This is a genomic window from Flavobacterium sp. (genome assembly GCF_044360715.1).
Taxonomy (GTDB): domain Bacteria; phylum Bacteroidota; class Bacteroidia; order Flavobacteriales; family Flavobacteriaceae; genus Flavobacterium.
In genome coordinates, this window is record NZ_JBIKJY010000010.1 from 1 (window position 1) to 13,577 (window position 13,577).

Annotated in this window: 13 protein-coding genes and 2 tRNA genes; 3 read left to right on the plus strand and 12 right to left on the minus strand. The window is 33.1% G+C overall.

The window, feature by feature from the left end; all coding sequences use genetic code 11:
- The 5 genes from ACIQ16_RS04805 to ACIQ16_RS04825 all read right to left on the minus strand — a co-directional run.
- The coding region (locus tag ACIQ16_RS04805; protein WP_396149287.1) for a helix-turn-helix domain-containing protein at window positions 1-141 on the minus strand (141 nt) is incomplete at its 3' end.
- Between the two features lie 164 nt (window positions 142-305).
- Window positions 306-379, minus strand: a tRNA-Asn gene (locus tag ACIQ16_RS04810).
- A 321-nt stretch (window positions 380-700) separates the two neighbouring features.
- A tRNA-Asn gene (locus ACIQ16_RS04815) sits at window positions 701-774 on the minus strand.
- Between the two features lie 77 nt (window positions 775-851).
- Window positions 852-2,180, minus strand: coding sequence for an RIP metalloprotease RseP (rseP, locus tag ACIQ16_RS04820; protein WP_396149159.1), 1,329 nt, complete (start codon window positions 2,178-2,180; stop codon window positions 852-854).
- 74 nt (window positions 2,181-2,254) lie between these two features.
- Window positions 2,255-4,183, minus strand: a complete 1,929-nt coding sequence (locus tag ACIQ16_RS04825; RefSeq protein WP_396149161.1) for a M1 family aminopeptidase — start codon at window positions 4,181-4,183, stop codon at window positions 2,255-2,257.
- Window positions 4,184-4,310: 127 nt separating this feature from the next.
- Between ACIQ16_RS04825 and serS the strand changes: the two genes are divergently transcribed.
- The 3 genes from serS to ACIQ16_RS04840 all read left to right on the plus strand — a co-directional run bounded on the left by serS (window position 4,311) and on the right by ACIQ16_RS04840 (window position 8,598).
- A complete protein-coding gene (serS, locus tag ACIQ16_RS04830) occupies window positions 4,311-5,582 on the plus strand; it encodes a serine--tRNA ligase (protein ID WP_396149163.1) in 1,272 nt (423 codons plus the stop codon).
- Window positions 5,583-5,646: 64 nt separating this feature from the next.
- Window positions 5,647-7,431: a tetratricopeptide repeat protein gene (locus tag ACIQ16_RS04835; RefSeq protein WP_396149165.1), complete on the plus strand. Its 1,785-nt coding sequence runs from the start codon at window positions 5,647-5,649 to the stop codon at window positions 7,429-7,431.
- Window positions 7,432-7,449: 18 nt separating this feature from the next.
- Complete coding sequence (locus tag ACIQ16_RS04840; protein ID WP_396149167.1) at window positions 7,450-8,598, plus strand: cystathionine gamma-synthase; 1,149 nt, start codon at window positions 7,450-7,452, stop codon at window positions 8,596-8,598.
- A gap of 36 nt (window positions 8,599-8,634) precedes the next feature.
- On the opposite strand, the gene ACIQ16_RS04845 is transcribed toward ACIQ16_RS04840, so the two are convergent.
- The 7 genes from ACIQ16_RS04845 to trmB form a co-directional block, all read right to left on the minus strand.
- Window positions 8,635-8,967 (minus strand): 2Fe-2S iron-sulfur cluster-binding protein, encoded by a 333-nt coding sequence (locus tag ACIQ16_RS04845; RefSeq protein ID WP_291242256.1) that lies wholly within the window; start codon window positions 8,965-8,967, stop codon window positions 8,635-8,637.
- A 1-nt stretch (window position 8,968) separates the two neighbouring features.
- Complete coding sequence (locus ACIQ16_RS04850) at window positions 8,969-10,027, minus strand: NAD(P)/FAD-dependent oxidoreductase (RefSeq protein ID WP_396149169.1); 1,059 nt, start codon at window positions 10,025-10,027, stop codon at window positions 8,969-8,971.
- 57 nt (window positions 10,028-10,084) lie between these two features.
- Window positions 10,085-10,324, minus strand: a complete 240-nt coding sequence (locus tag ACIQ16_RS04855; RefSeq protein WP_353079544.1) for a NifU family protein — start codon at window positions 10,322-10,324, stop codon at window positions 10,085-10,087.
- A gap of 69 nt (window positions 10,325-10,393) precedes the next feature.
- Entirely contained in the window at window positions 10,394-11,530 is a 1,137-nt protein-coding gene (locus ACIQ16_RS04860; protein ID WP_396149173.1) for a P-loop NTPase, read from the minus strand.
- A 148-nt stretch (window positions 11,531-11,678) separates the two neighbouring features.
- Complete coding sequence (locus ACIQ16_RS04865; protein ID WP_396149289.1) at window positions 11,679-11,999, minus strand: MGMT family protein; 321 nt, start codon at window positions 11,997-11,999, stop codon at window positions 11,679-11,681.
- A 244-nt stretch (window positions 12,000-12,243) separates the two neighbouring features.
- Window positions 12,244-12,879, minus strand: a complete 636-nt coding sequence (locus ACIQ16_RS04870) for a LysE family transporter (RefSeq protein ID WP_396149176.1) — start codon at window positions 12,877-12,879, stop codon at window positions 12,244-12,246.
- Entirely contained in the window at window positions 12,879-13,553 is a 675-nt protein-coding gene (gene trmB / locus ACIQ16_RS04875) for a tRNA (guanosine(46)-N7)-methyltransferase TrmB (RefSeq protein ID WP_353079541.1), read from the minus strand. Before trmB ends, ACIQ16_RS04870 begins: the two co-directional genes overlap by 1 nt.
- Window positions 13,554-13,577 lie beyond the last annotated feature (24 nt).

The following is a 13,577-nucleotide window of genomic DNA, read 5'->3' on the forward strand; positions in this document are numbered from 1 at the left end:
AATAGAATGAAGACTAGGCTTCACTTCATTGTTCTCAATTCGTTGAATTGTTCTTAGCGTTAATCTTGTTTTTTCTGAAAGTTCTTTTTGTGAGATATTCAAACAGGTTCTAATCTCTTTTAATCTTGTACCAAATTCCATAATGCAAATATAATTCTCCTTATTTAAAATAAGTTTGACAACTTACCGACATTTAGACGTCATTTTAACACAAAAATAAAAAACAAATATGATAATTTGTTGAAAAGTCATTTCTTATTGAAAAAACAAAAAAACCCGACACTTTCGTATCGGGTTTTGTTTTGCTCCCTCTCTTGGGCTCGAACCAAGGACCCTCTGATTAACAGTCAGATGCTCTAACCAACTGAGCTAAGAAGGAAGTTGCTTCTTTATTTAAGCGATTGCAAATATAATTGAATTTTTATTTTAAAAAAATAATTTACTGTTTTTTTGAATTAAAAACCATCTTTAAAGTTAATAGGTACAAGCCGCATTATAAATTTACAAATGAAATAACAAGTCAGAAACCATTTCTGTTTCCAGGAAACTTATTTTTATTCAGAATAAATGAAACGCTGCTCATTGTTCGAGATTTTCTGTAAAATATAATGCTTTTCCAACTTTTTAGAAAATAATATGTAAACAAGATTATCCATACTTTATTGTATAAAAAAAGTCCAACATAAATGTTGGACTTTTGCTCCCTCTCTTGGGCTCGAACCAAGGACCCTCTGATTAACAGTCAGATGCTCTAACCAACTGAGCTAAGAAGGAAGTTGCTTGTATATTTAAGCGAGTGCAAATATAATTGAATTTTTATTTTATCAAAAATATTTAAACACTTTTTTATTTTAATTTGCTAATTTGTCTAAAATCAACTGATATATGTCTTTTCCAAACGTTAATGCCATTAAAGAAAGTAGGAAAATCATTCCTCCTGTTTGCACGTAACCTGCTGCTTTGTCTGATAATTTTTTACCTGTAACCATTTCTACAATCGTAAATAATGCGTGTCCGCCATCTAAACCTGGAATAGGTAATAAGTTCATAAAAGCCAAGCCAATTGAAAATAAGGCTGTGAAATTCCAAATAAATTCCCAATCCCAAGAATCAGGTAATTGACGTGCAATACCGATAGGGCTTTTTACTTGTTTGTATGCGCCAGTTGCTGGTTTTAGTATTAATTTAAACTGTTTAACGTTATAAACTAATAGTTGATACGATTCTTTTACTGCTGCAGAAACTGCCTCACCGAATGAAAGCTTATTTATAATTTGAAAATCAAATTTATCTTTGGTTTTTGGAATAAATCCTAATTTGCCTTCTGGGTTTACTTTGGCTCTTAGATTTACTAACTTAGAATTTCTTTCAACAACTATATTAATTGAGTCGTTTTTTAATTTTTTTAAGTCTTCAGCAAAAACATCAAAATAACTAAATTGATTGCCGTTTACTGATTTAATTATATCTCCTTTTACTAATTTCGCTTTCGCCGCTTCCGATTTTGGCGTTACCGAATCAATATAAATACTTGAAATTCTTGGTTGTATGAAGTTTTTTCCTTCACTTCCTAAAATTTCACCTTTTTGTTCATCTGTTAAATTTAATTTTACTTCGGTTCCGCTTCTATCAATAATCACTTCATTACTCAGTAAAACATCAATTACCGCCCAATTAAACTTAGGTTGCAAAGCGCCATCAATTGAAACAATTTTATCGCCATTTTTAAAACCTACACTTTGCCCAACTTCGCCAAATGCCAATCCGTTTTTTTGAATTTTTTCAGTAGAAATGTATTTTTGGCCTACAGTAGAAAACATCATTGTGTAAATAAACCAAGCTAATAAAATATTAACTATAATTCCGCCTAACATTACAATTAATCGTTGCCAAGCTGGTTTGGAACGAAATTCCCAAGGTTGTGGTTCTTGTTTCATTTGGTCTTCATCCATACTTTCGTCAATCATCCCTGAAATTTTCACATAACCACCTAATGGCAACCAGCCAATTCCCCATTCGGTTTCGCCGATTTTTTTCTTCAATAATGAAAAACCAACATCCATAAACAAGTAGAATTTTTCTACTCGCATTTTAAACATTTTTGCTGTTATATAGTGTCCAAATTCGTGAAGAATTACTAAAACCGATAATATAAAAAGTATTTGTGCAACTTGAATCATTGTAATTTTGATTTGTATTTAAAAAGCAAAAGTAAGGTTTTCACCTTACTTTTTAATATTATTTTATGGTTACCCTATTTTTTTATGAAATTTTTGTGAAATACCCCTTCTGAAGTTTCAATTTTTAAAAAATGAACACCACTTGAAAGTTCAGAAATATCAAGCATATTTTTGAAATCTGTTTTTAAAAGTTGCCCTAAATTATTATAAATTTCCACTTTGTATAAAGTTACATTACTCGGGAATTGGATAGTTAATTCGTTTTCTGAAGGAACTGGATAAACAGAAATCGCCGAATTCATATCAAAATTTTCAGTGCCTAATGTAGCTGTATTATTTTTAGAAATAATATGTTTATTTGGGTCAAAAGCAACTCCCGTTACCACAAAAGGAACCGAAACAATAAATTCCTGAGCGTTAGTTGTGTTGTTTACTACAACATCTAAAACTTGTGAGCCACTTCCTGTTAATCTTATTTCTAAAGGCATTTCAAAAAAAGAAACACTGGAGTGAGATTGCGTTTGATTTACACTAATTTTTGCTTGTCCAGCGCCCCAATTTTGAGCCGTAATAGTATAAGTAGGATATCCTTGATTGTACAACCAATCGTTGAAAAATTCCGTTAAACTGTTGCCGTTATCCGCAGCTTCTAAATGCGATTTCAAATTCGCAGAAACGGCGTATCCATAGGCTAAAGTAGGATCGGCTAAATAACTTTTTAACCCTTGAAAAAATTTCACATCTCCCAATTTCCAACGCAACATGTGCGTAATCATCGAGCCTTTATTATAGGTCAATCTTGAGCTAAAAATTGTATTTACATTTAATGCGCCAGCATCAGATAAATAAGTAGCGCCTCCAAGTTGTGAAGTAATATTATTAATTTTTCCGTTTTTCCAAATTACAAAATTACTTGCCCCATCTTGTTCATGAACTAAACCAGACATGTATTCTGTCAATCCTTCATTTAACCAAATATCTTTCCAAGTACCACAAGTGATTTTATTACCAAACCAATGGTGAGCTAACTCGTGCGAAATTAAATCTCTTCCAAAGCTTCCCATTGATGAAACTGTCGTATGTTCCATGCCACCACCCCAACCAAACTGCGCATGACCATATTTTTCATTTCTAAAAGGATAAGGTTCTAACAAACTTTCAAATAAATTCATAATCCCTGGAGTTACGCCCAACTGATTTTGAATGGTAGTTGTATTAGATTCTGGATATAAATAATTAATAATTGGGAAGAAAGGTGAAGCTAGCGTTCCTAGACCAGCTTGTTGATTATACACCACATAATTGGTTATGTTTAATACAATCAAATAGGCCGGAATTGGGTATAAATGTTTAAAATGTGTTGTGGCATTTGATCCTGTTACAACTCTACTTTGCTGTAACCCGTTCGATACGCTATTAAAAGTAGCAGGTGCCGTAATATACATATCAAAACTATTGATTTTGTCATTTAAATCTTGCTTACAAGGCCACCAATCTCTAGCGCCAAAAGGTTCAGAAAGGGTATATATTACAGGTGTTCCTGCGTGAGTTCCTCTTGTAAAAGCCCCTTCGGCAGTTGGAGGAATTCCAGCATATGTAATTATAACTGAAGTGCTTGTTCCAGTGGTAATTGTACTTGGAAAATTAATGTTTAACTCGTAATTACTTTGGGAATAAAATAAATTCACACTATTCATAGTAACGGAACTCACTACTAACTGAGTAGCCATGTCAAAAGTGATAGAATTCATATTTGCTAAAGCCGTAAAAGTGGTTTTTACAATACCGCTAATAGCAGCAGGTGTATTGTTCGGGTTTACTGTAAAACGTAACTCATGATAAGTAATATCATAATTTTGTGTGTTCGGATTTACTTGAACATTCATTGTGGATGCGGCCGATTTTGATTCGGATTCCACCATTTTTTCAAATTCTAATTCTGTAGTTTGAGAAAAACAAAAAGTAACAGATAAAACGAAAAAGAAATAAATAATTTTTTTCATTATTGTAAATTAAAACACGAAACTAAGTAAATATTTTCAATTTTTAAACATTCTACACATTTGTATGCGGACTTTTCTAAAAAATTTACAACAATTCCTTACATTTGCTTTCCAAAAATAAAGAAATATGTTACAAATCCAATTTATTAGAGAAAACAAAGAAGAAGTAATCACGCGATTGGCGAAAAAAAACTTCGATGCCACTGCCGTTGTTGAACTCGTTGTAGAATTAGACGAAAAACGTAGAAATACGCAAGTAGAATTAGACAATTTGTTAGCTGAATCTAATAAATTATCCAAAGATATTGGCGAAATGATGAAAAATGGTGAAAAAGCCAAAGCCGAAATCTTAAAGGAAAAAACCACTCAAATTAGAGAAAATTCTAAACTTTTAAACGAAAGTTTGAATGCAATTACGAATCAATTGCAAGACGAATTATATAAATTACCAAATTTACCAGCCGAAATTGTTCCTTTTGGAAAAACACCTGAAGAAAACATAAACGTTTTTGAAGAGGGAGACATTCCTAAATTACACGAGGGAGCTTTACCTCATTGGGAATTAGCTAAAAAATATGACATTATTGATTTTGAATTAGGTGTAAAAATCGCTGGTGCGGGTTTTCCTGTTTACATAGGGAAAGGCGCCAAATTACAACGAGCACTAATTTCATATTTCTTAGATAAAAATACCGATGCAGGTTATAAAGAATACCAAGTACCACATTTAGTAAACGAAGCATCCGCTTATGCAACGGGACAATTACCCGACAAAGACGGACAAATGTATCACGATGCTACAGATAATTTATACTTAATTCCAACTGCAGAAGTACCCGTAACAAATATTTTTAGAGACGATTTAGTTTCAGAAAACGATTTACCTATTTTGTGTACAGGTTACACGCCGTGTTTCCGAAGAGAAGCAGGTTCATATGGTGCGCACGTTCGTGGATTAAATCGTTTACATCAATTTGATAAAGTTGAGATTGTTCGTATAGAAAAACCTGAAAATTCTTATGCCGCTTTAGACGGAATGGTAGAACACGTAAAAGAAATATTACAAGAATTAAAATTACCTTACCGTATATTACGTTTATGTGGTGGTGATATGAGTTTTGCATCGGCGTTAACCTATGATTTTGAAGTGTTTTCAACTGCACAAGATCGTTGGTTAGAAATTTCTTCTGTTTCTAATTTTGAAACCTTTCAAGCAAACCGATTAAAATTAAGATACAAAGATGCGAATGGCAAAAACCAATTGGTACACACCTTAAACGGAAGTTCATTAGCCTTACCTCGTGTTTTAGCAGGGATTTTAGAAAATTATCAAACGCCGGAAGGCATCGTAATTCCTGAAGTTTTAAGAAAATATACTGGGTTTGATATTATAAACTAATCTTAAATCTTTATTAATAATGCACTGAGCTAACCATTTTTTGTTACTTTAGTGCATTCTTTTTATGAAAAAAATTTATACCATCATATTGTCTTTTTTCTCGCTGCTTGTAGTTTCTCAAAACGAACAATTGGCACAAAATTACTTTGACAAAGGTGAATTTGATAAAGCGGCTTCTTTGTATGAAGAAATGGAAAAAAAACAACCTAATAATTTCTATTTTACTCAAAAATTAGTGGCTTGTTTTCAAGGTTTAAAACAATTCGATAAAGCAGAAAAAGTACTATTAAACAAAAAAGAAGCAAACAATCAGCCAATTATTTTTGTTGAATTAGGATACAATGCGCAATTAGAAAAAGACCAAAACAAAGCCGATTTGTATTACAAAAAAGCCCTTGATGTTGTAGCAAAACAACCCAATTACGCCTATCAAATCGGGCAAGCTTATGAGCAAAAATCGTTATTACTTCAGGCATATTCCACGTACGAAATAGCTCAAAAAACAAATTCAAGTATGAATTTCGATTACCAAATGGCATTGCTTCAAGGTCAAATGGGAAATTTAGATGTGATGGTGGTGAAATTATTAGATTACTCATATGCCAACATAAATTCGACGTTAAGTGTACAAAATCAATTGGTGTTTTTTATGCAAGATGATGCTGAGAATGTGTTTGCCAATTCGCTAAAAAAAGAACTTTTACTTCGCACCCAAAAAACACAAGACATATATTGGAATCAGTTTTTAAGTTGGCTTTACATAAATCTGAAAGAATACAACAAGGCTTTTATTCAAGAAAAATCGATTTATAAACGAAATCCAGAATCGTTTGACGACATCATTCAACTGGCGCAAATTTGTGTAAACGAAAAAGAAAACGAAACCGCACAAGCTATTTTTCAATTTATTTTACAAAACACAACGGACGAATCAACCATCTTAAATGCGCAATATTTTCTGCTAAAAAACGAAATTGAAACTGCAAAACCAGAAACATATTCAATGATTCAAACAAAATTTGAGACGCTATTAAGCCAGTATGGAAATTCGCCTTATGCCATAGATTTACGAATTTTAGCAGCCCATTTCAAAGCCTTTTATTTGAATGATTTTGAAAAAGCAAAAGCACTTTTAGATGCAACTATGGAAATGCCAATAAATATTCGGCAGAAAGCAAAAGTAAAAATGGAATTGGCAGATGTTTTTGTATTTAACGAAAAGTTCAATCAAGCGATTATTTATTACGCGCAAATTCAAAACGATTTACCAAATGATGAATTTTCGCACGAAGCTAGTATGCGAATGGCAAAAACCAGCTTCTTTAAAAAAGATTTCAATTGGGCAAAAAAACAAGCAGGCGAATTGAAACAAGCTTCTACCCAGTTAATTGCGAATGACGCCGTAGAATTGTTTTTGTTAATTAGCGATAATTCTGCAGAAGATTCACTTCAAGTGGCGTTACAAGATTTTTCAAAAGCCGATTTATTAGAATATCAAAACAAACCAAAAGACGCATTAGAAGCATTTTTACAAATTTTAGAAAAACACAAAGGGCAATCAATTGAAGCCGGAACGTTATATAAAGTAGGAAAAAATTACGAAAAATTAGGTAATTTTGCCAAAGCAATTGGTTATTATCAAACCATTTTAGACAATCACAAAGACGGAATTTATATTGATGAAGCCTTATTTTATTCAGCTGAAATTTATAAAAACCAGCTGAACGATTTAGAAAAATCTAAAAATTTATACGAAAAAGTAGTTCTCGAACATCCCGATAGTATTTATTTTACCGAAGCCAGAAAACAATATAGGGCTTTGCGGGGCGACAAACAACAAGGAATATAATAGTTAAAAAATATAAAAATGAAATTCAACACCAAAGTAATTCACGGCAATCAACATCACGATCCAAGTACTGGAGCGGTGATGCCACCAGTATATCAAACCTCAACATTTGTACAAACAAGTCCAGGTGTGCCTTTAGCAGAAGGATACGAATATAGTAGATTTGCCAATCCCACTCGTACCGCTTTAGAACAAGCGTTAGCCAGTATTGAAAATGGGGTGAGAGGTTTAGCTTTCGCTTCTGGTTTAGCAGCAACAGATTCTGTAATGAAATTATTAAAACCTGGCGATGAAGTCATTGCGATGGACGATTTATATGGTGGAACGTACCGAATGTTTGCGCGCATCTATCAAGAATTTGGGATAAAATTTCATTTTATTGATATGACGAATTTTGAAAAATTTCAGTCGTTAATTAATGAAAATACGAAATTGGTTTGGGTAGAAACGCCAACCAATCCATTAATGAAATTAGCGGATATTGCCGAAATTGCGAAAATTACTAAAAAACACAACTTGCTTTTTGCAGTAGATAATACCTTTGCCACGCCTTATTTACAAAAACCTTTAGATTTAGGTGCAGATATCGTAATGCATTCCGCAACTAAATATTTAGGAGGTCATAGTGATGTAATTGCTGGTGCCTTAATCGTAAAAGATGAAGCATTAGGCGAAAAACTTCACTTTGCTCAATTTGCAACAGGTGGAACTTTAGGTCCAATGGATAGTTATTTAGTATTACGAGGCATCAAAACATTACACTTACGCGTGCAAAGACATTGTGAAAACGGAGCAAAAGTGGCGGAATATTTAGTAAATCATCCAAAAGTAGCTACTGTTTATTATCCAGGATTAGAAAGTCATCCAAATCACGAAATTGCCAAGAAACAAATGATTGGTGGTTTTGGCGGTATGGTTTCTTTTACCTTTAAATCGGGTGCGAAAGCCGATGCGATTAAAATGTTAGAAAAAGTAAAAGTATTCACGTTAGCCGAATCTTTAGGTGGTGTGGAATCGTTAGCAAATCATCCTGCATTAATGACACACGCATCAATTCCTGAGGAAAAAAGAAAAGAAATTGGTATTACAGACGATTTAGTTCGTTTAAGCGTAGGTGTAGAAGATATTTCAGACTTACTTGCCGATTTGGAACAGGCATTTCAATAAATAAAATAAAAAAGCGAGAAATACTTCTCGCTTTTTTTATTGTTCTGGTGCTATTTCTATTTCCAAGCCCTCTAAGTCTTCCGAAATATGTATTTGACACCCTAATCGACTATTATCTTTCACGTGATAGGCGTCAGCTAACATTGCTTCTTCATCGTCGTTTCTTTCAGTTTTTAAAACATCGTTAAGTAAATAACATTGACACGAAGCACACATAGCCATTCCGCCACAAATTCCAACAGTTCCTTCTTCTGCTAATTCATAAGAACGGATGAGTTCCATCACATTCATATTCATATCCGTTGGGGCCAACACTTCGTGTTTCACTCCGTTTCTATCCGTAATAAATAAGGTTACGTCTTGACTCATATTAATCTATTGCTTTTACAACCGCTTTTTCTGCTTCTTTTCTTGTTCCGTCAAATCCGTCTACGCCAGAAACAGTGGTATATTTTAGTACATAACGCTTCCCCGGATGAATTCGATTATACACGCTTTGACACATTAGTGTGGCTTCGTGAAATCCGCATAAAATTAGCTTCAACTTTCCAGGATAGGTGTTTACATCGCCAATAGCATAAATTCCATCAATATTGGTTTGATAATCTAAGGCATTGTTTACTTTGATGGCGTTTTTTTCAATCTCTAATCCCCAATTAGCAATAGCACCTAATTTTGGTGTTAAACCAAAAAGCGGTATAAAATAATCGGTAGGTACATTCATTTGCTCGCCATTTGTGTCAATGGTAATCGATTCAATTCTTTCCGTACCGTTTAAACTCGAAACTTCTGCTGGAGTGATTAATTTTATTTTACCTGAAGATTTTAATTCCTGAACTTTTTCTACTGAATCCAATGCCCCACGAAACTCATTTCTTCGATGAATTAACGTAACCGAAGCTGCTACGTTTGCTAAAAAAATACTCCAATCTAACGCAGAATCGCCACCGCCTGCAATTACAATATTTTTGTTTCGATATTTTTCTGGATCTTTTACAAAATAATCGACACCTCGGTCTTCATTTTCGTAAAATTCTATGTCTTTTAAAACAGGTTTTCTGGGTTCAAAAGTTCCTAAACCGCCCGCAATTGCAATCGCTTTTGCTTTGTGTTTTGTACCTTTATTAGTAGTAACAATAAATGTACCGTCTTCTAATTTTTCTATAGTTTCAGCCGTTTCAGCTAAAGTAAAACCCGGTTGAAATTGCTTAATTTGTTCCATTAAATTGGTAACCAAATCGCCAGCTAAAACTTCTGGATAACCTGGAATATCAAAAATGGGTTTTTTTGGATATAATTCTGCTAACTGCCCTCCTGGTTGAGGAAGTGCATCTATAATATGACATTTTAATTGTAATAAACCGGCTTCAAAAACAGTAAAAAGTCCTGTAGGACCTGCTCCAATTATTAATATATCTGTTTCAATCATTTTATTTAAGTCTTAATGTAAAAAGTCTAATGTCCAAAGTCTAATGTCCGAAGTCTACTATTTTATATTTTCTACTGTTTCTATTTGCGGAACAAACTTTTTGATGGTAGTTTCTACACCCGCTTTCATTGTGCTGATGCTTAAACTGCAACTCGTACAAGCGCCTTGTAATCTAACTTTTACGTGTTTGCCATCAAGAACTTCTACTAATTCAATATCGCCTCCGTCTGAATTTAAAAACGGACGAATTTCAGCTAAAGCTTTCTCAATGTTTTCGGTTATTTCAATTTCTGTCATTTATTTAGACTTTTAGATGATTAGAATCTTTAGATTTTTAGACTGAAATGTCTAAGAAATTTAAAATATCTATTTTTTCACAGCAGAACATCCTGCCATTGTTGTAATTTTAATCGCTTCTGTAGCAGGTAAATTTTCGTTTCTTTTTACGGTTTCTGCTACTACACTTCTGGCTAATTCTTCAAAAACAGTTTCTAAAATCGTTCCTGTTTGCATTGCCGCTGGTCTTCCGTAATCTCCTGCCTCTCTGATACTTTGTACTAAAGGTACTTCGCCTAAAAACGGCACTTCTAAATCTGCTGCTAAGTTTTTAGCGCCTTCTTTTCCAAAAATATAATATTTATTTTCTGGAAGTTCTTCTGGTGTAAAATAGGCCATATTCTCGATAATTCCCAATACTGGAACCTGAATCGCATCGGACATAAACATAGAAACTCCTTTTTTGGCATCTGCTAAAGCAACCGCTTGTGGTGTACTAACTACAACAGCTCCTGTTATTGGTAACGATTGCATAATTGACAAGTGAATATCGCCTGTTCCAGGAGGTAAATCGATTAACATAAAATCTAATTCGCCCCAATTGGCATCAAAAATCATTTGGTTTAAGGCTTTTGAAGCCATCGGACCACGCCAAATAACCGCTTGGTCTGGCTTAGTGAAAAATCCAATGGATAATAGTTCTACCCCGTAACTTTGTACCGGTTGCATTTTTGATTTACCGTCAATTTCAACTGAAATGGGTTTAGCCGATTCTACATCGAACATAATTGGCATAGAAGGCCCGTAAATATCGGCATCTAAAATACCTACTTTGAATCCCATTTTAGATAAAGCAACGGCTAAATTTGCTGTAATAGTAGATTTTCCAACACCTCCTTTTCCTGAAGAAACTGCAATAATATTGCTTATTCCAGGAATTTGTTTTCCTTTAATGGTATTGGCTTCTTCTTTTGTTGGAGCTTCTACTTTAATATTTACCTTAACTTTTGCGTTAGCATTTATTTTTTCGGCAATTACCTTTTTAATATCGGCTTCTGCACGGTTTTTTATATGTAAAGCCGGAGTGGTTAAAATTACATCTACAACTACCTCATCTCCAAAAGTTACTACGTTTTGAACCGCACCACTTTCTACCATATTTTTTCCTTCTCCAGCAATTGAAATGGTTTCTAATGCGGTAAGTATTTCTTTTCTATCTAATTTCATTTTATTGGGTGAACTTTTTTACTTTTATTTAAACTGAATCTGAATTGCAAAGATAGTTTGAAAATGACAAATGACAAATGACAAACGATAAAAGTTTGTTAATGAATGTATAGGATTTGTTTATGTGATTAAAACATAGGAAAATCATCTAAAAATCAGGTTCCCAAAAGTGTTTTTTGAAATCTATTATTTGATTATCAATTACTTGAATGCCTTCGCTTTCTAATAATTGTTGCATTAAATTAGTCCCTTCAAAATGGTGTTTCCCAGTTAAAAGTCCTATACGATTAACCACGCGATGTGCCGGAATATCATCTTGTCCGTGACACGCATTCATAGCCCAACCGACCATTCTTGCAGAACGACCCGCGCCCAACGCTTTGGCAATAGCTCCATATGAAGTTACTTTCCCGTAAGGAATTTTTCGAGCAACTTCGTAAACACGTTCAAAAAAATTGTCTTCTTTTATTTTCATATGCAGATAATTATTGTTTTTTTATTTGTCATATGGTATCGCTTTTCTTATTTGATGTTTGTAATCACAAACTTGCCTTTATTGCGATATCAAGATAATGGGTCTAATAAATTTGAATTAAATGTTTTGCCACGAATTTTCGAATTAATTATCAATTCGTTGTATTCGAATTCATCTTTAGATGAACTAATTTCACAAACTACTGAAAAAAAATTCGTGAATTCGTGGCAAAAAAAGTTTATTTATTCAAGTTATAAATGGTGAAAATGGCAATTAATCCGGTAATGATAGCAATTATAAAATTAATATTTTTAATAAAAAACGCTACTTTATGTTTGATTTTTCGAAACAAAAAAGCATACCCCATAAACACTGTAAATGTGCCTAAGGTTGTACCTAAAACAAATGCTAAACCAACTAAATTAGTAAAAAAATCTTCAATAAAAGCTGATAAATACAAACTTACAAACGCATAATATGGAATTGGGAAAATGTTTAATCCCGAAATAAAAATACCGTGTAAAAAGGGTTTTAGTTTGCTTTTTGCTGACTTCTTCTTAATGGCATCTTTAGTATGAATGGCATTTTGAATTCCCTTACCTAAAAAAAATAAGGTTAATAATATAAAAACTAAACTTCCTACAAATTTTAAATTTTGCATTACTTGCGGATGGCTCTCTAAAAATGTAGCAAAATAAAACGCTAAAACGCTTTGAATAGAAACCACTAAAATAGCGCCATTGATAAACTTTTTAGCTTTGAATAATGTTTTTTTAACGCTATAATTAGCCACAGTCATATTTACAATTCCTGGAGGCAAAACCCCCACAAACGAAAACAAAACTGCAAATGCAAAAGCTAAAAATATCGACATTATTTTATTTTAAATTGAATGTACGTAATGCTTTTATTTATTTTTAAATACTGACTTTCGTAAAACGTTTGAATGCTTGTTACTTCTTCTGGTGCACCTGCGTTGTTGTAAACGTTATGATTGGCGTATAAAACTTCGTGTCCTTCACCGTGCAATAATCCCAATGTGTAGCCGTGCATAAACTCGCTATCCGTTTTTAAATGCATCAACCCGTTAGGTTTTAGTATTTTTTTATAATTCTGAAGAAATTCAGAATTGGTCATACGGTGTTTTGTGCGTTTGTATTTTATTTGTGGATCTGGAAAGGTAATCCAAATTTCATCTACTTCATTTTCATCAAAACAATGTTTAATTAATTCAATTTGAGTACGAAGAAACGCCACATTATTTAATCCGTTTTCTACAGCGGTTTTAGCACCGCGCCAAAATCGGGCACCTTTAATATCAATTCCAATAAAGTTTTTGTTTGGAAATTTTTCTGCTAAACCTACAGAATATTCGCCTTTTCCACAGCCTAATTCAAGAACAATTGGGTTATTGTTTTTAAAGAAATCTGAATTCCATTTTCCTTTTAATGCTAAACTATCGCTAACTACTTCTTCACGAGTTGGTTGAAAAACATTTGAAAACGTAGCATTTTCATTGAATCTTTTTAATTTATTTTTACTTCCCACAACAATTAATTTTATGTTGCAAAA